Origin of the sequence: Streptomyces sp. NPDC016309 (assembly GCF_043077235.1) — a bacterium.
GTDB lineage: Bacteria > Actinomycetota > Actinomycetes > Streptomycetales > Streptomycetaceae > Streptomyces.
Map to the genome: position 1 here is coordinate 1 of NZ_JBIBSG010000007.1, position 24,595 is coordinate 24,595.

Genomic DNA, 24,595 nt, shown 5'->3' on the forward strand with positions numbered 1-24,595 from the left:
CACGCTGTTGAGTTCTCAAGGAACGGACGCTTCCTTCGTACTCACCCTCTCGGGCTTTCCTCCGGGCGCTTCCCTTCGGTATTTCGTGTTTCCAGCTTAGCAGATCCGTTTTCCGTTTCCGCCACCCGCTGGAGCGGGCTGCCGGGCTGTTCTTCGCTTTCGCGTTTCCCTTTCCGGCGGTTCCGACTCTATCAGATCCTTTCGGGCCTGATTCCCAGTCAGCGGGGCTTGTCTTTCCGGCCGTTGGGCCGTTCCGACGAGTGAGACTTTAGCGGATTCCTGGGCTCCGACGCTAATCGGGGCCGCGCTCGTTCGAACGTGGATTCCTCATTTCGCAAAAGCGCACGAAAAGCAGGGCGACGGATCGTCGCTCGCTTGGAGTGGTTCTTGCGGAATGGCTGTCCGGGGACCGACCGGGGTCGGCGCTCACGTCGGACAACCCGGAGAACAGTACGGATCGAGCAAAGCCGTGTCAACCCCGGGCCTGGGGGCGTAGTCTTCGGGCATGACATCGCGTGCGTTCACGACCCAGTGGTGGGCCGCCTGACGGCGGCCGCGCTGATACGCATGCACTCAACGGCCGCCGCCTCGGCGGCCGTTCGTGTTTCTCCCTCCGGGGGGCCCGGCCGCGGTGGCGGGGGCCTCGACCGTAGGGCGGAGGAGAACGCGATGACGCGGATCTTCAGTGGGGTCAAGCCGACCGGGCACCTGACGCTGGGGAACTACCTGGGGGCCGTACGCAGGTGGGCCGAGGTGGACCAGTACCGGGCGGACGCGCTGTTCAGCGTGGTCGACCTGCACGCACTGACCGTGGAGCACGATCCGGCGCGGGTGCGGCGGCTGAGCCGGCAGGCGGTGACGCTGCTGCTGGCGGCCGGGCTCGATCCGGAGCGGTGCACCCTCTTCGTACAGAGTCATGTGGACGAGCACGCGCGGCTCTCCTATCTGCTGGAGTGCACGGCCACGGACGGGGAGCTGCGGCGGATGATCCGGTACAAGGAGAAGTCGGCGGCGGCGCGGGCGGCCGGGCAGAGCGTACGGGTGTCGCTGCTGACGTACCCGGCGCTGATGGCGGCGGACATCCTGGCGTACGAGACCGACGAGGTGCCGGTGGGGGACGACCAGACGCAGCACGTGGAGCTCACGCGCGATCTGGCGGTGCGGTTCAACCAGCGGTACGGCCACACCTTCACGGTGCCGAGGGCGACGCCGCCGAAGGTGGCGGCGCGGGTGATGGACCTGCAGGACCCGACCGGGAAGATGGGGAAGTCGCACGAGAACGGTGCCGGAATCGTCTATCTGCTCGACGAGCCCGACGTGGTGCGGCGGAAGGTCATGCGCGCGGTGACCGACAGCGGGCGGGAGGTGGAGTACGACCGGGAGGGCCGGCCGGGGGTGGCGAACCTGCTGGACGTACTGGCGGCGTGCCGGGGCGGGGAGCCGGCGGAGCTGACCGGTGCCTACGCGTCGTACGGGACGCTGAAGGAGGACGTGGCCGAGGCGGTGGTGGAGCTCCTGCGGCCGTTGCGGAAGCGGCACGCGGCGCTGGTGGCCGATCCCGGGTACGTGGACTCGGTGCTGCGGGAGGGCGCCGAGCGGGCGCGGGGGGTGGCGCGGCCGGTGGTGGACCGGGCGTACCGGGCGGTGGGGCTGCTGCCGCCGGGGTGAGCGCCGGGTGGTGGCGGGTGCGGGCCGCCGGCTCCGGGGTGGCGGGGCCGGCGGCGGGCGGGGGCGTGGGGGCGTGGGGGCGTCGGCGGGCGGGTCAGCCGTTGCCGCCGGCCAGCTCGCGGCTGCGGTCGCGGGCGGCTTCGAGGGCGGCGATCAGGGCGGCGCGTACGCCGTGGTTCTCCAGCTCACGGATGGCGCTGATGGTGGTGCCGGCCGGGGAGGTCACGGCTTCGCGGAGCTTGACGGGGTGCTCGCCGCTGTCGCGGAGCATCACGGCGGCGCCGATGGCGGCCTGGACGATCAGGTCGTGGGCCTGGGCGCGGGGCAGGCCGAGGAGGATGCCGGCGTCGGTCATCGCCTCGACGAGGAAGTAGAAGTACGCCGGGCCGGAGCCGGAGAGCGCGGTGGCCGCGTCCTGCTGGGACTCGGGGACGCGGAGGGTCTTGCCGACGCCGCCGAAGATCTCCTCGGTGTGGGCGAGGTGGTCGCCGGTGGCGTGGCTGCCGGCCGAGATGACGGACATGCCCTCGTCGACCAGGACGGGGGTGTTGGGCATGACGCGGACGACGGGGGTGTCGGCGGCCAGGCGCTCCTCGATGAACGCCGTGGTGATGCCGGCGGCGGCGCTGATGACGAGGCGGTCGGGGGCCACGTGGGGGGCGAGCTCGTCGAGGAGCTTGCCCATGTCCTGGGGCTTGACGGCCAGGATGAGGGTGTCGGCGCGCTTGGCGGCCTCGGCGTTGGTGACGGTCTCGACGCCGTAGCGGGCGCGGAGCTCCTCGGCACGGTCGGAGCGGCGGGTGGTGACCAGGAGGTGGGCGGCCGGCCACCCGGCCCGGATCATGCCACTGAGCAGGGCTTCACCGATCTTGCCGGTACCGAGGACTGCGACGGTCTGGGTCATGGCTGCTGTTCACCTCGCCGGGTGGGGGTACGTGTCGCCATCCTCGCACCGGGGGCCGGTCCGGGGTGTGGGCGTCCGAGGGGCGGTACAGGAGGGGTCGAGCTCGGCGACGATCTCGTCGTCCTCGACGGTGCCGGTGGGGACGAAGCCGAGCGACTCGTAGAGCGCGCGGGCGGGGGTGTTGTCCGGGTGGTAGGAGAGGCGGACGGCGCGGCAGTCCTCCTTGGCCGTGAGCCAGGCGGTGAGGGTGGGGAGGGCGGCGCGGCCTATCCCTCCGCCCTGGTGGGCGGCGTCGATGAGCATGCCGCCGATCCAGTGGGTGCCGTCGTCCTCGCGCGCCCACATGAGGTGGCCGGTCACCTCGTCGCCGGCGAGGACGGCGAGTGAGTGCCAGACGTCCTCACGCTGGGAGAGGAGCAGGTAGCGGGCGGCGAGGGCGGGGACGTAGGTCCGCTGGTCGTCCCGGGGGGCGACGTCGGCGACGGCCCGCCAGTTGTCGTCGGTCACCTCGTGGAGGGTGACGGGGCGGCCGGTGGCGTCGTGCAGTCCGTAGTCGATCATGCGGCGAGGCTACGGGGTGCGGCGGCGGAGGGTGACGGCTCCGAGGACGAGGACCAGGAGGGCGCAGCCGGCGACGACAAGGCCGTCGCGGACGAAGACGGTGGTCATGTCGGTGTGGTGGAGCACCTCGTTCATCCCGTTGACGGCGTACGACATGGGCAGGACGTCGGAGAGGGCTTCGAGGGCGGGCTGCATGGTGTCGCGCGGGGTGAACAGGCCGCACAGCAGGAGCTGCGGGAAGATCACGGCCGGCATGAACTGGACCGCCTGGAACTCGGAGGCGGCGAAGGCGGAGACGAACAGGCCGAGGGCGGTGCCGAGGAGGGCGTCCAGCAGGGCGACCAGGAGCAGCAGCCAGGGTGAGCCGGTGACGTCCAGGCCGAGGACCCAGAGCGCGGTCGCGGTGGCGAGGGCGGACTGGACGACGGCGAGCAGTCCGAAGGCGAGGGCGTACCCGGCGATGAGGTCGGGCTTGCCGAGGGGCATGGCGAGGAGGCGTTCCAGGGTGCCGGAGGTGCGTTCGCGCAGGGTGGCGATCGAGGTCACCAGGAACATCGTGATCAGCGGGAAGATCCCGAGCAGGGAGGCGCCGATGGAGTCGAAGGTGCCGGGGCTGCCGTCGAACACGTACCGGAGGAGGGCGATCATCCCGACCGGGACGAGGAGCATCAGCGCGATGGTGCGGGGGTCGTGACGTAGCTGGCGCAGTACGCGGGCGGCGGTGGCGAGGGCGCGGGCGGCGTTCACGGGCGGGCCTCCTGGAGGGCGTCGGCGGCGTCGACGAGGCGGAGGAACGCGTCCTCGACGGTGGCGGTGTCGTGGCGGCGGCGGAGTGCTTCGGGGGTGTCGTCGGCGAGGACCTCGCCGTCGCGCATGAGGAGGAGGCGGTCGCAGCGTTCGGCCTCGTCCATGACGTGCGAGGAGACGAGGAGGGTGGCCCCGCGGTCGTGGGCGAGGTGGTGGAAGAGGTCCCACAGGTCGCGGCGGAGGACCGGGTCGAGGCCGACGGTGGGTTCATCGAGGACGAGCAGGTCCGGGGTGCCGAGCAGGGCGACGGCGAGCGAGACGCGGCTGCGCTGGCCGCCGGAGAGGTTTCCGGCGAGCGCGTCGGCGTGGCGGGTGAGGTCGACGTCGGTGAGGGCGCGGGTGACCGCTTCGGCGCGGGTGTCGTGGTGGGCGCGGCCGGGGAGCAGGACGGCGGCGAAGTAGTCGAGGTTCTGCCGGACGGTGAGGTCGTCGTAGACGGACGGGGCCTGGGTGACGTAACCGACGCGGTCGCGGAGGGCGGGGTCGCCGGCGGGGTGGCCGAGGACGTCCAGGGTGCCGGTGACGTTCGCCTGGGTGCCGACGACGGCCCGCATCAGGGTGGACTTGCCGCAGCCGGAGGGGCCGAGGAGGCCGGTGATGGAGCCGCGCGGCACGGAGAAGGTGAGGCCGCGCAGGACGGTGCGGCGGCCGCGGACGACGGTGAGGTCGTGGGCCTCGATGGCCCGACCCGCGTAATTCATCATGTGATGAATATTGCGCGTACGGGGGCGGGCGTCAAGGAGCCGGGGGCCGGGGGATCCCGGGGTGGGGCGCGGGCGTGGGGCGGGGATGTGGGGCGTGGGGCGGCTTGAGGCGCGCTTGCGCCGAGCGTTGCGGGCGCGGTGCGGCCGGGGCTGCTCGGACTGGTGGGCGCCCGCGGGCGGGCGGGCGCTTGGGGGGACGGGCGGGGGACCCGCGTGCCGCGAGTGCGCGGGTGGGTCAGCGCTTGGAACGCTTCTTGCGGGCGGACGGGTTGCCGGTTCGGGGGGAGCGGCGCTTCTCGTACTGGTCGAGAGCCGTCTCGTACTCGGAGCGCAGCAGCTTCTCGCCCGGCGCCTCGACGAGCGAGCGGACGGAGTAGGCCAGGAGGGAGCCGAGGAAGCCGATCGCCTTCAGGCTCCGCAGCGCCTCCTCCCGCGAGGGGTCGGCGGGACGGCGGGTGAAGCCCTGCCACGTCCGGCTGAAGGCGATGGCGGTGCAGACCGCGAACATGACGACGACGAGGGCGTTGACGAAACCGCCCACCTCGGCGACGGTCAGGCCCTCGTAGGCGAAGCGGAGGACCAGCGCCCCGGCCGCCGCGGCGGCGAGGGAGCCCACGGCGACCCCGGCGCGCCGCAGCCCGTACCCGCCGTCGTGGCCGACCCAGGTCGTGCCGAAGAAGCGGAGGGGCTCGGGCCGCGGCCCGGCGGGGGTGCCGCTGGTGCTGGTGTCGCTGGTGTGGTCGCTCACGGGGTCGATTATCCCCGGGCGGCCGGTGCGGCGGTCAGGAGCAGCGCACGGCGACGTATCCGTCGGTACCGGTGTTCACGTACGCGTCGGAGACGTACTGGCCGTTGGCGATGTTGTCCCACAGATTGGTGGTGCCGTAGGGGCCGGTGACCGTGGTGCCCGGCTTCTGGCAGTTGATCGGGACGCGGACGCCCTCGGGCAGCACCTTGATCACGCTGTAGTTGGTGCCCGGGCCGCTGCGGACGTTGACCCGCTGGCCGGGCGCCACCGGGTAGCGCTTCACCGTGTAGGCGGTCCGGACGGCGTCCTGGCCGTCGGTTCCGGTGGTCGTTCCCGTGGTGTCTTCCATGGCCGTACGGCCCTCCCCCGTAGCGGCGCGTGCCCCGTGCAGCGCGCCGCGCGCAGGCTAACAAGCCCCAAGGGCATCGCACGCATCATCGACTAGGCTCCGTGCGTCGCGCTGGACGCGGGGCGCGCGCGGACGAACACACACGGGGGTGGCGATGCCGCCGTTGCGCAGTACCGGGCCGGGTCAGGGCCCGGCTCCGGAAGCGGAGCATCCGCAGTACGCCGGGCGGTACCGGCTGGAGGAGTGCCTGGGATCGGGCGGCATGGGTGTCGTCCACCTGGCCAGGTCCGCTTCGGGGCTGCGGCTCGCGGTGAAGGTGGTGCACGCCGAGCACGCGGCGGACGCCGAGTTCAGGGCGCGTTTCCGGCAGGAGGTCGCGGCCGCACGGCGGGTCAGCGGGGCGTTCACCGCGCCGGTGGTGGACGCGGACCCGGATGCTCCGCGGCCGTGGATGGCCACGCTTTTCATCGACGGGCCGACCCTGTCGGAGCGGGTCAAGCGGAACGGCCCGCTGGGCTCCCTGGAGCTGCGCGGGGTAGGCGCGGGGCTCGCCGAGGCGCTGCGCGACATCCACCGGGCGGGTGTCGTGCACCGCGACCTGAAGCCGAGCAACGTGCTGCTGGCCGCGGACGGGCCGAAGGTCATCGACTTCGGGATCTCCCGCCCCATGGACAGCGATCTGCGCACGGAGACCGGCAAGTTGATCGGGACGCCGCCGTTCATGGCGCCCGAGCAGTTCCAGCGGCCCCGGGACGTGGGCCCCGCCGCCGACGTGTTCGCGATGGGTGCCGTGCTCGTCCACGCGGCGACCGGGCGCGGGCCGTTCGACTCCAACTCGCCGTACATCGTGGCCTACCAGGTCGTCCACAACGAGCCCGATCTGGCCGGCGTACCGGAGGACCTGGTCCCGCTGCTGCGGCGCTGCCTGGAGAAGGACCCGGCGCTGCGGCCCACGGCGGACGAGCTGATGGGCGAGCTGCGCGCACCCGACCCGGCTCCCGGTCCGGTCCCGGGCCCGGCCGCTCCGCGCCCCGCCGCCCGGCCGGCCCCCGGGCCCGCGCCGCGCCCCGCCCCCCGCGCCGTCACGCCCCGCGGACGGCGGCTGCGCTGGGCGGCCGGGCTCGCGGTGCTCGCCGCCCTGGTCGCGGGCGGCGTGGCCGGGGTGACGGCCGGGGCCCGGGGCGGGCCGCACGGCGAGCCGGCCGCCACCGCCGCGCAGGCCGGCCCCGGCCGCGGGTTCCGCCCCTGGGCCACCACGCTCGGCGCGGGCGGCGGCGAGAACCTGACGCCCCTGTGCACCGCCGGCGGCGACGACGCGCTCTACTGCACCGCCCCCGGGGTCAAGGCCGCCCGCCTCGACCCCGCCGGCGGGCGCGCCCTGTGGACGGTGCGGGCGACGGGCGCCGAGGCGGGCGCCGCCCCGGTCCTCTCCGGCGGGCTGGTCCATGTGGTCGCGCCGGGTGGCGCCCGGCTCGAAGCGCTCCTCCCGGACACCGGCGCCACCCGGTGGAGCGCGGACGTCTCCTCGTACACCGGCGTCCTGCACTCGGGGGACACCGTGCTGCTGGTGGCGGCCGACGGCACCGTCCGCGCGCTGGACGGAGCGACGGGCAGCGAGCGGTGGCGGAAGCGGCGGCTCGCCGCACCGGGCGCCCAGTGGGTGACCGGCGGCGGGGCGGTGTACGCGGCGGCCGCCTCGCCCGACGGGACGTCAACCCTGGTGAGCGTGCTGGACCCGGCGGACGGCCGGGTGCGGTGGACCGAGCGGCTGAGCGGCGCCCTCAGTCCCGTACAGGCGTCGGGGGACGCGCTGCTGCTGCTCGCGGCCGACGCGGACCTGTACACCGAGGCGGTCGTACGGCTGGACCTGGCCGCGCGCACCGCCCGGCGGGTGCCGCTGACGGTCCCGGCCGACCAGGCGCAGGCCGTGATGGCGGGCGGGACGGTGTACGTGATCGGGTCGGGCGGTTCGCTCGCCGCCGTGGACACCGGCGCCGGGGGCGGCGCGGGCACCGGGCCGGAGGGCGCCCGGCGGGCGCAGCGCTGGCGCCTGGAGACCGGGGTGACGCACGCGTCCCGCCCGGTGGTGGCGGGCGGGCGGGTGTACCTGACGGCGGCGGACGGGCGGCTGCTGGCCGTGGACGCCGAGCGGGGCGTGCTGCTGGGGGTGACCAAGCCGCGCATGGACGGCGGGCGGTACACGTTCGCCGCGCTGCTGGCGGCGCCCGCCATCGCGGACGGGAAGGTGTTGGCGACGGCGCCGGACGGGTCGGTCTTCGCCGTGGCGGCGGAGGACCCGGCCCGCTGGTGACCGGCCGGGCCCGGAGCCCGGCCGGCCGGTGATCAGCCGATCGGCCGAACGGCGGAACGGCGGAAGGGCCGAAGGGCCGAACAGCTCGATCGGCCGGACGACTCATTCGGCCGGGGACTCGACCGGCCGAGGACCTCGATCGGCCGAGCAGCCCGATCAGCCGAGCTTGGAGACGTCCCGGACGGCGCCCTTGTCGGCGCTCGTGGCCATCGCCGCGTACGCCCGGAGGGCCGCCGACACCTTGCGGTCGCGGTTCCTCGGCGCGTACGTACCGCCCATGGCCTCGCGGCGGGCGGCCAGGACGTCGTCGCCGACCAGGAGCTCGATGGAGCGGCTGGGGATGTCGATGCGGATCCGGTCGCCGTCCTCGACGAGCGCGATGGTGCCGCCGGCGGCGGCCTCGGGCGACGCGTGGCCGATCGACAGGCCCGACGTGCCGCCGGAGAAGCGGCCGTCCGTGATCAGCGCGCAGGTCTTGCCCAGGCCCCGGCCCTTGAGGAAGGACGTCGGGTACAGCATCTCCTGCATGCCCGGGCCGCCCTTGGGGCCCTCGTAGCGGATGACGACGACGTCGCCATCCGTGATCTCCTTGCGGAGGATCTTGTCGACGGCCTCCTCCTGCGACTCGCAGACGACCGCCGGTCCCTCGAAGGTCCAGATCGACTCGTCGACACCGGCCGTCTTCACCACGCAGCCGTCGACCGCCAGGTTGCCCCTCAGCACGGCGAGGCCGCCGTCCTTGGAGTAGGCGTGCTCGGCGGAGCGGATGCAGCCTTCGGCGGCGTCCACGTCCAGGGTCTCCCAGCGCTCCGACTGCGAGAACGCCTCGGCGGAGCGGACGCAGCCGGGGGCGGCGTGCCACAGCTCGACGGCCTCGGCCGACGGCGAGCCGCCGCGCACGTCCCAGGTCTTGAGCCAGTCGGAGAGCGAGGGGCTGTGGACGCTGTGCACGTCCTCGTTGAGCAGCCCGGCGCGGTGCAGCTCGCCGAGCAGGGCGGGGATGCCACCGGCGCGGTGGACGTCCTCCATGTAGTACGTGCGGTTCTTCGCGACGTTCGGCGCGACCTTCGCCAGGCACGGGACGCGGCGCGAGACGGCGTCGATCTCCTCCAGGCCGAAGGGGACGCCCGCCTCCTGGGCGGCGGCCAGCAGGTGCAGGATCGTGTTGGTGGAGCCGCCCATGGCGATGTCGAGGGCCATGGCGTTCTCGAAGGCGGCCGTGGTGGCGATGTTGCGGGGCAGGACCGACTCGTCGCCCTGGGCGTAGTAGCGGTCGGTCAGCTCCACGACCGTGCGGGCGGCGTTCTCGTACAGGGCGCGGCGGGCCGTGTGGGTGGCGAGGGTCGAGCCGTTGCCCGGCAGGGAGAGGCCGATGGCCTCGGTCAGGCAGTTCATCGAGTTGGCGGTGAACATGCCGGAACAGGAACCGCAGGTCGGACAGGCGTTCTCCTCGATGCGGAGGATGTCCGCGTCGGAGATCTTCTCGTTGACGGCGTCCGAGATGGCGTCGACCAGGTCGAGCGTACGGACCGTGCCGTCGACCAGGGTGGCCTTGCCGGCCTCCATGGGACCGCCGGAGACGAAGACCGCCGGGATGTTGAGGCGCAGGGCGGCCATCAGCATGCCGGGGGTGATCTTGTCGCAGTTGGAGATGCAGATCAGCGCGTCGGCGCAGTGCGCCTCGACCATGTACTCGACGCTGTCCGCGATCAGGTCGCGGGAGGGCAGGGAGTACAGCATGCCGCCGTGGCCCATGGCGATGCCGTCGTCGACGGCGATCGTGTTGAACTCGCGGGCGATGCCGCCCGCCTGGGTGATCGCCTCGGAGACGATCCGGCCGACCGGCTGGAGGTGGGTGTGGCCCGGCACGAACTCCGTGAAGGAGTTGGCGACGGCGATGATCGGCTTGCGGCCGATGTCCGCGCCCGGTACACCGGAGGCCCGCATAAGGGCGCGGGCGCCCGCCATGTTGCGGCCGTGGGTGACAGTGCGGGACCTCAGCTCGGGCATCGTCGCTCGCTCCTTCGGACGGATGTGACTCTTCGAGCCTACGCTCCGGCTCCAAGATCTGGACAGACCGTCCGCATACCGGGACGGCCGGCTCAGTCCTCGGTCAGGTACCGCTGGAGGGTGGGCGCGACCATGGCCACGATGTCGTCCGGGTGCGCGGACGCCAGGGGCTCGACCTGGATCACGTAGCGCATGATCGCGATGCCGATCATGTGCGAGGCGGCCAGCTCCGCGCGGAATTTCGGATCCGGTACGTCGAGGTCGTCGGCGATCCGTTCCAGCAGCCGGCGCAGCACGAAGCCGCGCAGCACCTTCGCGGCCGCCTCGTGGGTGAGCGCCGAGCGGAGGATCGCGAGCAGCGGGGCGCGGGTGGCGGGGTTCTCCCACACGGAGATGAAGTAGCGGGCCAGCCGCTCGCCGATGCCCTCGGCGGGCCCGCCGACGATCGCCGGGATGACCAGCGCCGGCTCGAAGGACACCTCGACGGCGGCGGCGAAGACCTCGTCCTTGGTCCCGAAGTAGTGGTGCACCAGCGCCGGGTCGACGCCCGCCGCCTTCGCGATGCCGCGCACCGACGTCTTGTCGTAGCCGCGCTCGGCGAACTCGGCGCGGGCGGCCTGGAGGATGCGCTCCCGCGCGCCCGGGCCCTCGACGGCCTCCGCCCTGGACGGCCGCCCCCGCCCCCGGCGCTCCCCGGTCACCGGAGCCCCGCCGGTGCGGTGCGGGCGGCGGTGCGGGACGCGGTACGGGCGGCGGTGCGGGACGCGGCCGCCGGGCGCGGGGCGGCGGGGCGGCGGCGGGAAGCGGTCATCGGACGCGGGCGGAGGAGGCGAGGTGGAGACGGGTGAAGGCGAGCGCCTCCGCCAGGTCGGCCTCGCGTTCGGCCGCCGACATCGCGCGCCGGGTGTTGACCTCGATCACCACATGGCCGTCGAAGCCGGTGCGCGCGAGGTGCTCCAGCAGCTCGGCGCACGGCTGCGTGCCGCGCCCCGGCACCAGGTGCTCGTCCTTCGCCGAACCCCGGCCGTCGGCCAGGTGGACGTGGCCGAGCCGGTCCCCCATGCGGCCGATCATCTCCATGGCGTCGCTGCGGGCGGTCGCGGTGTGGGAGAGGTCGATCGTGTAGTGGCGGTAGTCGTCCTTGCTGACGTCCCACTCCGGCGCGTACGCGAGCATCTCGCGGTCGCGGTAGCGCCACGGGTACATGTTCTCGACCGCGAACCGTACGTCCGTCTCGTCCGCCATCCGCCAGATGCCGTCGATGAAGTCGCGCGCGTACTGCCGCTGCCAGCGGAACGGCGGGTGGACGACGACCGTCGACGCGCCCAGCTTCTCGGCCGCCGCCCGGGCGCGCTGGAGCTTCACCCACGGGTCGGTCGACCACACCCGCTGGGTGATCAGCAGGCAGGGCGCGTGGACCGCGAGGACCGGCACCCCGTGGTAGTCGGAGAGGCGGCGCAGCGCCTCGACGTCCTGGCTGACGGGGTCGGTCCACACCATGACCTCGACGCCGTCGTAGCCCAGGCGGGCAGCGATCTCGAAGGCGGTCGCCGTCGACTCCGGATAGACCGAGGCCGTCGACAGGGCGACCTTCGCATCGGGGATGCGCAGCACTGATTCCGACGTTTCAGCCACGTGGGACAGAGTACGGGCACCCGCTAGGCGGCCGGGAGGTGGTCCAGCCGACGCAGGATGACTCCCTCGCGCAGTGCCCATGGGCAGATCTCCAGTTCCTCGACCCCGAAGAGGTCCATCGCACCCTCCGCGACCAGGGCTCCCGCCAGGAGCTGCGGCGCCCTGCCCTCGGAGACCCCGGGGAGGGCGCGGCGCTGCTCGGCGGTCATGGCGGAGAGCTTGGGGACCCACTCCTCCAGTGATGTACGACTCAGTTCCCGCTGTACGTACGGACCCTCGCCCGAGCCGGGAGCGCCGGCCAGCCGCGCGAGCTGCTTGAACGTCTTGGACGTGGCGACGACGTGGTCCGGCCGGCCGAACCGGGCGAACTCCCCGACCGTACGCGCTATCGCCGCCCGTACGTGGCGGCGCAGCGCCCGCACGTCGGCGGGGTCCGGCGGGTCGCCGGGCAGCCAGCCGGCGGTCAGCCGCCCGGCGCCCAGCGGCAGGGACACGGCCGCGTCGGGTTCCTCGTCGAACCCGTACGCGATCTCCAGGGACCCGCCCCCGATGTCCAGGAGCAGCAGCTTGCCCGACGACCAGCCGAACCAGCGGCGGGCGGCGAGGAAGGTGAGGCGGGCCTCCTCCTCGCCGGTGAGGACCTGGAGGTCCACGCCCGTCTCGTCCCTGACCCGCTTCAGCACGGCGTCGGCGTTGGCCGCGTCGCGGATGGCGGAGGTCGCGAAGGGCAGGACCTCCTCGCAGCCCTTGTCCTCGGCGGTGCGCACGGCGTCGTGGGTGATGGTGACGAGCCTCTCGACACCACGGGCGCCGATGGAGCCGTCCGCGTCGAGCAGTTCGGCGAGCCGCAGCTCCGCCTTGTGCGAGTGGGCGGGCAGGGGCCGGGCGCCGGGATGGGCGTCCATCACCAGCAGGTGCACCGTATTCGAACCGACGTCGAGGACTCCGAGTCTCATGCCCCGAACGCTACTGTGCCCGGCGCATACGCTTGGAGTGTGCCAAAGACGAAGAAGGCGAAGCCCACGAAGCCCGCCAAGAAGCACGACAAGTCCCTCGGACTTCCCGTACCGGACGTATCCGATGAAAAGGGCCTGGACTTTCCCCGGGCGTGGGTGGAGTTCCCGGACCCGGCCGATGACGAGCAGGTCTTCCGCTGCGACCTGACCTGGCTGACGTCGCGCTGGACCTGTGTCTTCGGCAGCGGCTGCCAGGGCATCCAGGCAGGGCGCGCGGCCGACGGCTGCTGCACGCTGGGCGCGCACTTCTCGGACGAGGACGACGAGGAGCGCGTCGCCACGCACGTGGCGCGCCTGACCCCCGAGCTGTGGCAGTTCCACGACGAGGGCACGTCACCGAACGGGTGGGTGCAGCTCGACGAGGACGGTGAGCGCCAGACGCGCCGCTGGGAGGGCTCCTGCATCTTCCAGAACCGTCCGGGCTTCGCGGGCGGGGCGGGCTGCGCGCTGCACATCTTGGCGCTGCGCGAGGGGCGCGAGCCGCTGGAGACCAAGCCGGACGTCTGCTGGCAGCTACCGGTGCGGCGTACGTACGACTGGATCGACCGCCCGGACGACACCCGGGTGCTCCAGATCTCGATCGGCGAGTACGACCGCCGGGGCTGGGGACCGGGCGGCCACGACCTGCACTGGTGGTGCACCTCGGCGACGTCGGCGCACGGCGCGGGCGAGCCGGTGTACGTGACGTACCGCCCGGAGCTGACGGAGCTGATGGGCAAGGAGGCGTACGAGGTGCTGGCCGGGCTGTGCGAGGCCCGCCTGTCCTCGCTGCTCCCGCTGGTCGCCCCGCACCCGGCGGACCCGGTGGGCTAGGACGCTGCCCGGCCCGGTGGGCTAGCCGGGCGGCGGGGCCGTCGACGGGTCGGCCGTGGGCGGCGGGGTGTCCGTGGGCGTGGGGTCGGGGGACGGCGGCGGGGTCGAGGGCGGCGCGGACGCGGAGGGCGTCGGCGTGGGGTCCGGGGACGGCGGCGGGGTCGTCGCCGGTGTGGACGGGGTGGGGGTGTGCGGGGCGGGGCCCGGGTGGGACGGCGGGCGGGGCGCCCCGCGGCCGTCGATCTCCACCACGGCGCCCGCCGGGTCGACGCCCACGCGGGCGGTCCAGTCGCCCGACGGTTCGCGGGTGTGGTCGACGGTGACGTACACCGTGACCGACCGGCCCGGGGCGAGGGTGCCGGAGGCGCGGCTGGCGTAGAGCCAGGGGGCGTCCGTCCACAGGGACCAGGCGACCGGTGTGCCGCCCGACGCCGTGAGCGTGAGCATCGTCGAGTCACCGCCGGACGGCTGCGCCGTGACCGTGATGCGGCCGGGGCCCGGGCGGCCGGGTGCGGCCGGCGGAGGGGGCGTACCGGTACTGATGACCTCGACGGAGACGTGCGACGAACCGGCGGCGGGACGGCGGGCGCGGTCGGTCCGCGCGCTGCCCGCGTTCTCGTAGTGGTCCGGCCGGCTCTCCGCGCCGTTCCCGCGCGGGTCGCCGACCGCGGCGTCGGCGGCGCTGACCGTCACACCGTCCCGCCCCTCCCCGGTCACCGGCGCCCCCCGGTAGGCGGCCCACAGGGCGAGCACCGGCGCGGCGACCACGGTGGCCACGACCGTGGTGGTCACCGCCCGGGCGCGCATCCGGTCGCGGCGGGCCGCGTGGTCCCTGGGGTCCAGCGGGAAGCCGTCCCGCCCGAACCGCGGTCCGCCCGCCCGGGCGCGCGGGACGTGCAGCATCGCGACGTACGCCGCCGCCCTCGGCGCCTCGACCAGCGGCAGCTCGGCGGGCGTGACGGACGAGCCGGGCCACGGCCCGCCGGCCCCGGCGCGCTCGGCGGCGCGGCGGCAGCGCGGGCAGTCGTCGACGTGCCGGACGAGCTCCCGGCGGAGGGTCGCGGAGAGCAGCAGCTCGTTGTCGCCGGTGAGCCGGGCGACGGCCGGGCAGGTGCCCGTCTCGACCACGGCGAGGGCGGCCCGGGTGCGCTCCACCTCGCAGGCGGCGGCGGAGAGCAGCTCGCGGGTGGCGGACACCTCCATGCCGAGGACGGCGGCCACCTGGGGGGCGTCGAGGCGGTGCCGTACGGCCAGCTCCAGTGCCTCGCGCTGCTCGGGGGTGGTGCCGGCCGCCTCGGGCCAGGCGAGCAGGGCCAGTTCCCGGCGGCGCGCCTCGGCGGTCCCGGGCGGTACGCGCGGGGCGTCGGCGGCGGGCGCGGTGAGGGGCGGGGCGGTGGGGGCGGAGGGGGCGGAGGCCGGGCCGGGCGCGGGAGGGCCCGTGGGCGCCGGGTCGTGGCCCGAGGCGGGGGGCGGGGCGGGGGCGGGGCGCGCGGCGTGCGCCCCCTGGCCCTGCTGTCTGCGCCGTCTGCGCTGCTCGGCCAGCTCCCGGAGGCACGCCCAGCGGGCCAGAGCGTACAGCCAGGCCTTCCGCTCCGGGTCGCCGCCGGGGCACCGCCCGAACTGCCGCTCGGAGACGGCCAGTACGTCGCCCAGCACCGAGGTGGCCGCCTCGTGGTCGCAGAGCACGGACAGGCAGTACGTGAACAGGCCGTCCAGGTACGCCTCGTACCGGGCGGGCGGGCGCTGGGCCAGGGTGCGGGGCCCGGACCGGGGCGCGCGGCGCCGTGCCCGGTGTGCGCCGGTGGTGTGCGTGGGAGTTTCCAGCCTGCTGCTCGTCACCCGGCGACCGTAGGCAGTGGAAGGCACACCCTTCGTACCCCTTCCACACTTTTAATCCTTACGGGTGAACGTATCCCTCAAAAGGGGACAGGAAGCGCAGATTCCGCGCCGGTCACCCTCCCACGCCCCTGATGCCCCCGCCGCCCCGCCAGCCCCGCGCGGGCAGGGTTGTCAGTGGGGACCGCTACGGTCTTCCGCATGGCTGCCCGTACGAAATCCGCCAAGGACAGGCCCTCCTACCGCTGTACCGAGTGCGGCTGGACGACCGCCAAATGGCTCGGCCGCTGCCCCGAGTGCCAGGCCTGGGGGACGGTGGAGGAGTACGGCGCGCCCGCGGTCCGCACCACCGCGGCGGGACGCGTCTCCACCGCCGCGCTCCCGATCGGCCAGGTCGACGGCCGGCAGGCCACGGCCCGGACGACCGGGGTGGACGAGCTGGACCGGGTCCTGGGCGGCGGCCTGGTGCCGGGTGCCGTCGTCCTGCTCGCCGGCGAGCCCGGCGTCGGCAAGTCCACGCTCCTCCTCGACGTGGCGGCGAAGGCGGCGAGCGAGGACCACCGCACGCTCTACGTGACCGGCGAGGAGTCCGCGAGCCAGGTCCGGCTGCGGGCCGACCGGATCGGCGCGCTCGACGACCACCTGTACCTGGCGGCGGAGACGGACCTGTCGGCCGTCCTCGGCCACCTGGACGCCGTCAAGCCCTCGCTCCTCGTCCTGGACTCCGTACAGACGGTGGCCTCCCCCGAGATCGACGGGGCCCCGGGCGGCATGGCGCAGGTCCGCGAGGTCGCCGGCGCGCTCATCCGCGCCTCCAAGGAGCGCGGCATGTCCACCCTGCTCGTCGGGCACGTCACCAAGGACGGTGCCATCGCGGGCCCCCGCCTGCTGGAGCACCTCGTGGACGTCGTCCTGTCCTTCGAGGGCGACCGGCACGCCCGGCTGCGGCTGGTGCGCGGCGTGAAGAACCGGTACGGGGCGACGGACGAGGTGGGCTGCTTCGAACTGCACGACGAGGGGATCACGGGGCTGGCCGACCCCTCGGGCCTCTTCCTCACCCGCCGCGCGGAAGCCGTGCCCGGCACCTGCCTGACGGTCACGCTGGAGGGCCGCCGCCCGCTGGTCGCCGAGGTCCAGGCGCTGACCGTCGACTCCCAGATCCCGTCGCCCCGGCGGACCACGTCCGGCCTGGAGACGTCACGCGTCTCCATGATGCTGGCCGTCCTCGAACAGCGCGGCCGGATCACCGCCCTCGGCAAGCGGGACATCTACTCCGCGACGGTCGGCGGGGTGAAGCTGTCCGAACCGGCGGCCGACCTCGCGGTGGCGCTGGCGCTGGCCTCGGCGGCGAGTGACACCCCGCTGCCGAAGAACCTGGTCGCGATCGGGGAGGTCGGCCTCGCCGGCGAGGTGCGGCGGGTGACGGGCGTCCAGCGGCGCCTGGCCGAGGCGCACCGGCTGGGCTTCACGCACGCGCTGGTCCCGGTCGACCCGGGCAAGGTCCCGGTGGGCATGACGGTCACCGAGGTCGCCGACATGGGCGACGCGCTCCGGGTCCTCCCCCGCTCGCGGCGCCGCGCCCCGGCGCGGGAGGAGGCCCCCCGGAGCTGACGCCGCCACCCGCGGCGCCGCGCGTGGCCGTGCGGCCGGCCTGGCAGCGGCCGGCGGGCCGGGGCGCCGCCCACCGGGCCCGGAAGCGGCCGCACCGGCCGGCTGCGGGGGCCGCGCCCGGGCCGGGCGATTACGGGGCGGACCGGGCGGGAGCCCGACGGGTCGGGACGGGGTCGCTAGACTTTGCCCAGGTCTCGCCCATCCGTACGAGCCGGAGGAGTGCAGTGGCAGCCAAGGACGGGGCAGCAGCTCCCGGAAAGTCCGGCGCGGGCTCCGGCAATGAAGCGCTGATGCGCGCATCCCTGAGCGCGGTCGCGCCGGGTACGTCGCTGCGCGACGGTCTGGAGCGCATCCTCCGCGGGAACACCGGTGGTCTCATCGTCCTCGGCATGGACAAGACCGTCGAGTCGATGTGCACGGGCGGGTTCGTCCTGGACGTGGAGTTCACCGCGACCCGGCTGCGCGAGCTGTGCAAGCTCGACGGCGCGCTCATCATCGACAAGGACATCACCAAGATCCTCCGGGCCGGCGTACAACTGGTCCCGGACGCGTCGATCCCCACCGAGGAGACCGGCACCCGGCACCGCACCGCGGACCGGGTGTCGAAGCAGTGCGGGTTCCCCGTGGTGTCCGTGTCGCAGTCGATGCGCCTGATCGCGCTGTACGTCGACGGTGAGCGCCGCGTGCTGGAGGAGTCGGCCGCGATCCTCTCCCGCGCCAACCAGGCCCTCGCGACGCTGGAGCGGTACAAGCTCCGTCTGGACGAGGTCGCCGGCACGCTCTCCGCGCTGGAGATCGAGGACCTGGTGACCGTCCGGGACGTCACGGCCGTCGCCCAGCGCCTGGAGATGGTGCGCCGGATCGCCACCGAGATCGCCGAGTACGTGGTGGAGCTCGGCACCGACGGCCGGCTGCTGGCCCTCCAGCTGGACGAGCTGATCGCGGGCGTCGAGCCGGAGCGGGAGCTGGTGGTGCGCGACTACGTGCCGGAGCCCACCGCCAAGCGGTCCCGTACGGTCGCCGAGGCGCTCACCGAGCTGGACGCGCTCAGCCACGCCGAGCTGCTGGAACTGCCGATCGTGGCGCGCGCCCTGGGATACACCGGGTCGCCGGAGGCGCTCGACTCGGCGGTCTCGCCGCGCGGCTACCGGCTGCTGGCGAAGGTGCCCCGGCTGCCCGGGGCGATCATCGAGCGGCTCGTGGAGCACTTCGGCGGCCTCCAGAAGCTGCTGGCCGCGAGCGTGGACGACCTCCAGACGGTCGACGGGGTCGGCGAGGCGCGGGCCCGCAGCGTACGGGAGGGGCTGTCGCGGCTCGCCGAGTCGTCGATCCTGGAGCGGTACGTCTAGGGCGTGTCCCAGGTCGTGTCCGCAAAGTCCCGCCTGTCCCGCCCTCCGGGCGGACGCCGGTACTTCACGGACACTCCCTGGCGCGTCAGTCCTTGGTGAGGGTGAACGACGCGGGCATCACCTTGGCGCCCGGCACGGTCGCCTCGACCAGGTAGGTGCCGGGGCCGGCGGGTGCCGCGGGCGGGGTCGCGCACCGCGGGGCGCTGGGCCGGCGGTCCCACTCCAGGGTGTGCGTGACGCTTCCGCCGGCCGGGACGCGCAGCAGCAGCGTGCCGGAACCGCGGGGGCAGTCCTTCGACGACCAGACCTGGTCGGCCTCGTCGTCCTTGATGCTCAGCACGGCGGTCCCGGGGCCGAGGTCGGCCTTGCAGGTGGTGGCCGAGGTGTTGCGGGCGACGAGCTGGAAGCGGGGCTTCTCGCCGGGCGCGTAGCTCACCTTGGCGCTGCGCAGCGTCAACTGGAGCGTGCCGGGGGCGCAGTTGGGGAGCGGGGAGTTCGCCGGGACCTGCTCACCGGAGCTGGTGCCGCCGGCTCCGCCGCCGCCGGTTCCCGCACCGGTGCCGTCGCCCGCTCCGGCGCCGGAGCCGCCGCCCGTGCCGCCGCCCGTGTCCGAACCGGGGTCGCCGTCGCCCGGTGACGTCGTGTCACCGTTCTTGCCGCCGTCGTCGCCCTCGCCGGGGCCCGACTCGTCGCGTCCGCCCGGCTGTTCGCTGATCGCCGCTCCGGGACGGGAGGGTCCCGGGGTGATGGAGGTGGCGGGAGCGGCCCCGTCGGAGCGGTCGCCGCCCTTCTTCCCGTCGCCGTCGCCGGAGCTGACGAACCATACGATCAGCAGCGCGAGCAGCGCGACCAGGCTCGCCGCGACTGCCCTCCGTCGCCAGTAGATGGAGGAGGGAAGCGGCCCGACCGGATTGCGCAGAGATCCCACGGACCGAACTGTACGAGAGATCGCCGCCAACTCCCGCCCCACCCGCCGCCCGTGCACCAAGTTTTGCCGATGATCACACTCGAACGACCGGGCTCCGGTCGGGCGGGCTCCGGGGGCCAGGTACCGTCCGTAACCATGAGTCAGGACCTCTATCGCGACATCACCGACCTCGCCCATGACGCACCGGGCTGGTTGCAGCTCGTCGCCGAGCTGTGGACGGAGGCCGGCCTGCTGCTGTTCGGCGTGCTGTTCCTGGCCGGCTGGTGGCGGGCGCGGCCGGCCACGGGCCGTGCCATGGCGCTCGCCGTCCTCGCGCCGCTGGGCACCGCGTTCGGGTACGTGGTCAGCGAGCTGCTGAAGTCGGTGGTGGACGAGGAGCGCCCGTGCCGGGCGGTCGCCGGGGCCGCGGCCTCGATCGTGGAGTGCCCGCCGTACGGCGACTGGTCCTTCCCGAGCAACCACTCGGCCATCGCGGGTGCCGCCGCGGTCGCCCTCGCGCTGGCCTGGCGCCGGATCGCCTGGCTCACCGTGCCGATGGCGCTGCTGATGGCCTTCTCGCGGGTGTTCGTCGGGGTCCACTACCCGCACGACGTGGCGGCCGGTCTGGTGCTGGGCGCGCTGATGGCGGTCCTGTTCGTGAAGCTGCTGACCGGGCCCGTGCGGGCGCTGACCGACACCATGCGGACGAGCCGGTCCGCCCTGGCCGCGTGGCTCGCCGGGCCGGGGCCGGCCGTTCCCGTGGCGGGCGCGGGCCGGGCCGCGAGCCGCCGGCGCCGGGAGCCGATGCACCGCCGCTCCTGAGATACGTGCCAGGATCGGGGGTGCCATGACTGCGATCCCCTCTTCTCCCGAGACCAGGCCCGGATCCGGGCCCGACGCCGCCGCCCTGCACGCGCCGGTGCTCGCCTGGTTCGAGCAGAACGCCCGCGACCTCCCCTGGCGCCGCCCCGAGGCGGGTGCCTGGGGGGTGATGGTCAGTGAGTTCATGCTCCAGCAGACGCCGGTCGCCCGGGTGCTCCCGGTGTACGAGCAGTGGCTGGCCCGCTGGCCGCGTCCGGCGGACCTGGCCGCCGAGGCCCCCGGCGAGGCGGTGCGCGCCTGGGGCCGGCTCGGTTACCCGCGCCGGGCGCTGCGGCTGCACGGCGCGGCGGTGGCGATAACGGAACGGCACGAGGGTGACGTACCGAGCGACCACGCCCAGTTGCTGGCCCTGCCGGGCATCGGCGAGTACACGGCCGCGGCGGTGGCGTCGTTCGCGTACGGGCAGCGCCACGCGGTGCTGGACACCAATGTGCGGCGGGTGTTCGCCCGGTCGGTGACGGGCGTGCAGTACCCGCCCAACGCCACCACCGCCGCCGAGCGGAAGCTGGCGCGGGCGCTGCTGCCGGACGACGAGGGCACGGCGGCCCGGTGGGCGGCGGCGTCCATGGAGCTGGGCGCGCTGGTGTGCACCGCCCGGAACGAGGACTGCGCCCGCTGCCCGATCGCCGAGCGGTGCGCCTGGCGGCTGGCGGGCAAGCCCGCCCACGACGGCCCGGCGCGGCGCGGCCAGACGTACGCGGGGACGGATCGCCAGGTGCGCGGCCGGCTGCTGGCGGTCCTGCGGGACGCGGTGACCCCGGTGGAGCAGGCGGCGCTGGACGCGGTGTGGCACGAGCCGGTGCAGCGCGCCCGCGCCCTGGACGGCCTGGTCGCGGACGGTCTCGTCGAGCCGCTGGACGGCGGGCGGTACCGGCTCCCGGCGGGCTGAGGGCCCCGGCCGGCGGGGTTCCGCGGGCCGCCCCCCCGCTGTGTAACACCATCGCTGTTACACAACCGATGGCCAGCCGTGCGTCCGCCGACGGTCTGTGCGGACAGGCCCGTGACACGAGCTCCGTAGCGTCTCCGACGTAAAGACCAGCGGGGAAAACGGGGATCGGAGGCGGTTCGGGATGTCGCACGGCGAGGTGCTCGAATTCGAGGAGTACGTACGCACACGGCAGGACGCTCTGCTGCGCAGCGCCCGGCGCCTCGTCCCGGACCCGGTGGACGCGCAGGACCTGCTCCAGACGGCGCTGGCCCGGACGTACGGCCGCTGGGACGGCATAGCGGACAAGAGCCTCGCCGACGCCTATCTGCGCCGCGTGATGATCAATACGCGTACGGAGTGGTGGCGCGCCCGCAAGCTGGAGGAGGTGCCGACCGAGCAGCTCCCCGACGCGTCCGTCGAGGACGCCACCGAGCAGCACGCCGACCGGGCCCTGCTGATGGACATCCTGAAGGTGCTGGCGCCCAAGCAGCGCAGCGTCGTGGTGCTGCGGCACTGGGAGCAGATGAGCACCGAGGAGACCGCCGCCGCGCTCGGCATGTCGACCGGTACGGTGAAGTCCACGCTCCACCGGGCGCTGGCCCGCCTCCGCCAGGAGCTGGAGAGCCGGGCCGTCGACGCCGACGCCCGCGTCCTGGAGCGTGACGGCCGTGCGGAGCGTGCGGCCGGACGCGGCCACGAACGGGGGCGGGAGCGGTGCGCGGCCTGAGCGCCAGACACAGCGGGAGCGGTACGGGCGGTATCCGGGCGGCGGGCACCACGGCGATGGCGGTGGCCGCCGCCATCGGGCTGCTCACGGCCGGGTGCTCCACCGGCGGTACGGGGACGCGCGACGAGGGCGCGGCCCGGGCCGACCAGGGCACGCCGTCGAGTGCGCCGGCTCCCGCGTCATCCGCGTCGTCACCGGTGAAGAAGGTGGACGCGGTCCAGTTGATCATGAACGATCCCAAGGTCAGCGGGCGGGTCAAGGACGACCTCAAGCCGTGCGTGGCGGACGCCTACCCGGTCGACACCTCCTACGGCACCCTGACCGACTCCGGTACGCCGGACGTCGTGGTGAACGTGCTGACGTGCGGTGACGCGGTGGGCGTCGGGACGTACGTGTACCGGCTCGGCGACGCGAAGGACGAAGCCAAGGGCACGGCGTACGAGAATGTGTTCTCGCTGGAGGAGCCGGCCGTCTACTCGACGATCGACCGGGGGGACCTGGTCGTCACCAAGCAGGTGTACGCGGAGGGCGACCCGGTGTCGTACCCCTCCGGCGAGGACGTGATCACCTACCGGTGGGCGGGGAACAAGTTCTCCGAGCACGACCGGGTGCACAACGAGTACAGCAGGACGGCCGGCGACGGCGGCATCGACGGTCCGGCCGAGCCGACCGCGCCCGGCAAGGGCTGAGCGTCCGGCGGGGGCCGGGCGTCCGGTGAGAGTACGAGCAGACGAGAGAGCACGGAGAGAAGCGCCGATGGCGGAGACCCATGTCCTGTTCGTGGAGGACGACGACGTCATCCGTGAGGCCACCCAGCTCGCCCTGGAGCGCGACGGCTTCGCGGTGACCGCGATGCCGGACGGGCTGTCCGGCCTGGAGTCCTTCCGGCAGCGGCAGCCGGACATCGCGCTGCTGGACGTGATGCTGCCGGGCATGGACGGCGTGAGCCTGTGCCGGCGCATCCGCGACGAGTCGACCGTGCCGGTGATCATGTTGTCGGCGCGTGCCGACTCGATCGACGTGGTGCTGGGCCTGGAGGCCGGTGCCGACGACTACGTCACCAAGCCCTTCGACGGCGCCGTGCTGGTCGCGCGGATCCGTGCCGTGCTGCGCCGTTTCGGGCACGCCGGCGGGTCCGCGGGCGGGAGCGCCGGGGACGGGGACCGGGGCGGGCCGGGGCAGGGCGGGGTGCTGTCCTTCGGTGACCTGGAGGTGGACACCGACGGCATGGAGGTCCGCAAGGGGGGCGCCCCGGTGGGCCTGACCCCGACGGAGATGCGGCTGCTGCTGGAGTTCTCCTCGGCGCCGGGCACCGTCCTGTCGCGCGACAAGCTGCTGGAGCGGGTCTGGGACTACGGCTGGGGCGGGGACACGCGGGTCGTGGACGTCCATGTGCAGCGGCTGCGCACCAAGATCGGCCAGGACCGGATCGAGACGGTCCGCGGCTTCGGCTACAAGCTCAAGGGATGAAGCCACCCGCCCTGCGCACCGGTGTCCGGTGGAAGATCTCGATCGCCATCGCCGCGGTGGGCGCCCTGGTCGCGGTCGCGCTGAGCCTCGTCGTGCACAACGCCGCCCGGGTCTCGATGCTCGGCAACGCGCGGGACGTGCAGATGGAGCGGCTGATGTTCGCCCAGCGGATGTACGAGTCGGCGAAGCCGAAGACGGATCCGAAGTTCGGGGCGAAGCTCAACGACCCGGCGCTGCCGCGGGAGCTCGACGAGCTGATGCGGGAGCGGCGGCGCGGGACGTACGTACAGGAGCACGCCGAGGGCCCGCCGGACGTGTGGGCCGCCGTGCCGCTGGGCAACGGGGACGTGCTGTCGCTGCACAGCCCGTTCGCCAGCCGCAGCACGACGATCATGAAGGACCTGGACGAGGCGCTGGTCGTCGGCTCGGTGTCGGTGGTCTTCGGCGGGTGCGCGCTGGGGGTGCTGATCGGCGGGCAGTTGTCGCGCCGGCTGCGCAAGGCCGCCACGGCGGCCGGGAAGGTCGCCCAGGGCAACACGGACGTCCGGGTCCGGGACGCCATCGGCGGTGTCGTACGCGACGAGACGGACGAGCTGGCCCGGGCGGTGGACGCCCTGACGGACGCGCTGCACGAGCGGATCGAGGCGGAGCGGCGGGTCACGGCGGACATCGCGCACGAGTTGCGGACGCCGGTGACGGGGCTGCTCACGGCCGCAGAGCTGCTGCCGCCGGGCCGGCCGACGGAGCTGGTGCGGGACCGGGCGCAGGCGATGCGCACGCTGGTCGAGGACGTGCTGGAGGTGGCCCGGCTGGACAGCGCGTCGGAGCGGGCCGAACTCCAGGAGATCGCGCTCGGGGAGTTCGTGGAGCGCCGGGTGGTGGCGATGGACCCGGACGCCGTGGTGCGGGTGGTGCACGAGTCGTGGGTGAACACCGATCCGCGCCGGCTGGAGCGGATCCTGGGGAACCTGCTGGCCAACGCGGCCAAGCACGGCAAGGGCCCCGGGCCGGTCGAGGTCACGGTCGAGGGCCGGGTGGTGCGGGTCCGCGACCACGGGCCGGGCTTCCCGGAGGCGCTGTTGCGGGAGGGTCCGAGCCGTTTCCGTACGGGGGCGAGCGACCGCGCCGGGCACGGTCACGGCCTGGGCCTGACGATCGCGGCGGGCCAGGCGCGGGTGCTGGGCGCGCGGCTCACCTTCCGCAACGCGGCGCCCACGGGTACCGCCCCGGGGGCGGGGGGCGCGATCGCGGTGCTGTGGCTCCCGGAGCACGCTCCCACGGCGACGGGCAGCTTCCCGATACTCCAGTTCCCGGGCGCGCCCTGAGGAGGCGGCTCCCGTACGCCTGACGGCGGTGGCC

The 24,595-nt window shown here is 74.1% G+C and carries 23 protein-coding genes; 11 read left to right on the forward strand and 12 right to left on the reverse strand.

What is annotated here, in order from left to right:
* Positions 1–669: 669 nt before the first annotated feature.
* Positions 670–1,668, forward strand: coding sequence for a tryptophan--tRNA ligase (trpS, locus tag ACF068_RS18555; protein WP_392275328.1), 999 nt, complete (start codon positions 670–672; stop codon positions 1,666–1,668).
* 94 nt (positions 1,669–1,762) lie between these two features.
* On the opposite strand, the gene proC is transcribed toward trpS, so the two are convergent.
* The 6 genes from proC to ACF068_RS18585 form a co-directional block, all read right to left on the reverse strand.
* On the reverse strand, positions 1,763–2,572 hold the full coding sequence (proC, locus tag ACF068_RS18560; RefSeq protein WP_392275329.1) for a pyrroline-5-carboxylate reductase: 810 nt from the start codon (positions 2,570–2,572) through the stop codon (positions 1,763–1,765).
* A gap of 9 nt (positions 2,573–2,581) precedes the next feature.
* On the reverse strand, positions 2,582–3,133 hold the full coding sequence (locus tag ACF068_RS18565) for a GNAT family N-acetyltransferase (protein WP_392275330.1): 552 nt from the start codon (positions 3,131–3,133) through the stop codon (positions 2,582–2,584).
* 9 nt (positions 3,134–3,142) lie between these two features.
* Complete coding sequence (locus ACF068_RS18570; protein WP_392275331.1) at positions 3,143–3,880, reverse strand: ABC transporter permease; 738 nt, start codon at positions 3,878–3,880, stop codon at positions 3,143–3,145.
* The gene (locus ACF068_RS18575; protein ID WP_392275332.1) at positions 3,877–4,644 is read right to left on the reverse strand and encodes an ABC transporter ATP-binding protein; all 768 of its coding nucleotides are present in this window, start codon (positions 4,642–4,644) and stop codon (positions 3,877–3,879) included. Before ACF068_RS18575 ends, ACF068_RS18570 begins: the two co-directional genes overlap by 4 nt.
* Before the next feature lie 235 nt (positions 4,645–4,879).
* Positions 4,880–5,401: a hypothetical protein gene (locus ACF068_RS18580; RefSeq protein ID WP_392275685.1), complete on the reverse strand. Its 522-nt coding sequence runs from the start codon at positions 5,399–5,401 to the stop codon at positions 4,880–4,882.
* Positions 5,402–5,426: 25 nt separating this feature from the next.
* Positions 5,427–5,741 carry a peptidase gene (locus ACF068_RS18585; protein ID WP_392275333.1) on the reverse strand — a complete coding sequence of 105 codons (315 nt, stop codon included), beginning with the start codon at positions 5,739–5,741 and terminating at the stop codon, positions 5,427–5,429.
* Positions 5,742–5,895: 154 nt separating this feature from the next.
* Between ACF068_RS18585 and ACF068_RS18590 the strand changes: the two genes are divergently transcribed.
* Positions 5,896–8,052, forward strand: a complete 2,157-nt coding sequence (locus ACF068_RS18590) for a PQQ-binding-like beta-propeller repeat protein (RefSeq protein WP_392275686.1) — start codon at positions 5,896–5,898, stop codon at positions 8,050–8,052.
* 156 nt (positions 8,053–8,208) lie between these two features.
* On the opposite strand, the gene ilvD is transcribed toward ACF068_RS18590, so the two are convergent.
* The 4 genes from ilvD to ACF068_RS18610 form a co-directional block, all read right to left on the reverse strand.
* Positions 8,209–10,062, reverse strand: coding sequence for a dihydroxy-acid dehydratase (ilvD, locus tag ACF068_RS18595; protein ID WP_392275334.1), 1,854 nt, complete (start codon positions 10,060–10,062; stop codon positions 8,209–8,211).
* A 92-nt stretch (positions 10,063–10,154) separates the two neighbouring features.
* A complete protein-coding gene (locus ACF068_RS18600) occupies positions 10,155–10,763 on the reverse strand; it encodes a TetR family transcriptional regulator (RefSeq protein WP_392275335.1) in 609 nt (202 codons plus the stop codon).
* Positions 10,764–10,869: 106 nt separating this feature from the next.
* Positions 10,870–11,676, reverse strand: coding sequence for a sugar phosphate isomerase/epimerase family protein (locus ACF068_RS18605; protein ID WP_392275687.1), 807 nt, complete (start codon positions 11,674–11,676; stop codon positions 10,870–10,872).
* Positions 11,677–11,720: 44 nt separating this feature from the next.
* Positions 11,721–12,653 carry a Ppx/GppA family phosphatase gene (locus ACF068_RS18610; protein WP_392275336.1) on the reverse strand — a complete coding sequence of 311 codons (933 nt, stop codon included), beginning with the start codon at positions 12,651–12,653 and terminating at the stop codon, positions 11,721–11,723.
* Positions 12,654–12,692: 39 nt separating this feature from the next.
* Between ACF068_RS18610 and ACF068_RS18615 the strand changes: the two genes are divergently transcribed.
* Positions 12,693–13,526, forward strand: a complete 834-nt coding sequence (locus tag ACF068_RS18615) for a hypothetical protein (protein ID WP_392275337.1) — start codon at positions 12,693–12,695, stop codon at positions 13,524–13,526.
* Positions 13,527–13,547: 21 nt separating this feature from the next.
* Here ACF068_RS18615 and ACF068_RS18620 read toward each other — a convergent pair whose 3' ends face one another.
* The gene (locus ACF068_RS18620) at positions 13,548–15,365 is read right to left on the reverse strand and encodes a hypothetical protein (RefSeq protein ID WP_392275338.1); all 1,818 of its coding nucleotides are present in this window, start codon (positions 15,363–15,365) and stop codon (positions 13,548–13,550) included.
* A gap of 198 nt (positions 15,366–15,563) precedes the next feature.
* Here ACF068_RS18620 and radA point away from each other — a divergent pair, with 198 nt between their 5' ends.
* Together radA and disA are read left to right on the forward strand one after the other, a co-directional pair.
* Entirely contained in the window at positions 15,564–16,973 is a 1,410-nt protein-coding gene (radA, locus tag ACF068_RS18625) for a DNA repair protein RadA (RefSeq protein ID WP_392275339.1), read from the forward strand.
* A 224-nt stretch (positions 16,974–17,197) separates the two neighbouring features.
* Positions 17,198–18,322: a DNA integrity scanning diadenylate cyclase DisA gene (disA, locus tag ACF068_RS18630; protein ID WP_031077317.1), complete on the forward strand. Its 1,125-nt coding sequence runs from the start codon at positions 17,198–17,200 to the stop codon at positions 18,320–18,322.
* Between the two features lie 85 nt (positions 18,323–18,407).
* Here the strand turns inward: disA and ACF068_RS18635 are convergent, their stop codons facing one another.
* Positions 18,408–19,250 (reverse strand): hypothetical protein, encoded by an 843-nt coding sequence (locus ACF068_RS18635; protein ID WP_392275340.1) that lies wholly within the window; start codon positions 19,248–19,250, stop codon positions 18,408–18,410.
* Between the two features lie 135 nt (positions 19,251–19,385).
* Between ACF068_RS18635 and ACF068_RS18640 the strand changes: the two genes are divergently transcribed.
* From ACF068_RS18640 to cseC, 6 genes are all read left to right on the forward strand, one after another.
* Positions 19,386–20,051 (forward strand): phosphatase PAP2 family protein, encoded by a 666-nt coding sequence (locus tag ACF068_RS18640; protein WP_392275341.1) that lies wholly within the window; start codon positions 19,386–19,388, stop codon positions 20,049–20,051.
* Between the two features lie 25 nt (positions 20,052–20,076).
* Positions 20,077–21,000: an A/G-specific adenine glycosylase gene (locus tag ACF068_RS18645; RefSeq protein WP_392275342.1), complete on the forward strand. Its 924-nt coding sequence runs from the start codon at positions 20,077–20,079 to the stop codon at positions 20,998–21,000.
* A 181-nt stretch (positions 21,001–21,181) separates the two neighbouring features.
* A complete protein-coding gene (locus ACF068_RS18650) occupies positions 21,182–21,766 on the forward strand; it encodes a SigE family RNA polymerase sigma factor (protein WP_392275343.1) in 585 nt (194 codons plus the stop codon).
* 56 nt (positions 21,767–21,822) lie between these two features.
* On the forward strand, positions 21,823–22,455 hold the full coding sequence (locus ACF068_RS18655; RefSeq protein ID WP_392275688.1) for a hypothetical protein: 633 nt from the start codon (positions 21,823–21,825) through the stop codon (positions 22,453–22,455).
* A 67-nt stretch (positions 22,456–22,522) separates the two neighbouring features.
* Positions 22,523–23,236: a two-component system response regulator CseB gene (cseB, locus tag ACF068_RS18660; RefSeq protein ID WP_392275344.1), complete on the forward strand. Its 714-nt coding sequence runs from the start codon at positions 22,523–22,525 to the stop codon at positions 23,234–23,236.
* A complete protein-coding gene (gene cseC / locus ACF068_RS18665) occupies positions 23,233–24,561 on the forward strand; it encodes a two-component system sensor histidine kinase CseC (RefSeq protein ID WP_392275345.1) in 1,329 nt (442 codons plus the stop codon). The genes cseB and cseC overlap by 4 nt, the downstream gene beginning before the upstream one ends.
* Positions 24,562–24,595 lie beyond the last annotated feature (34 nt).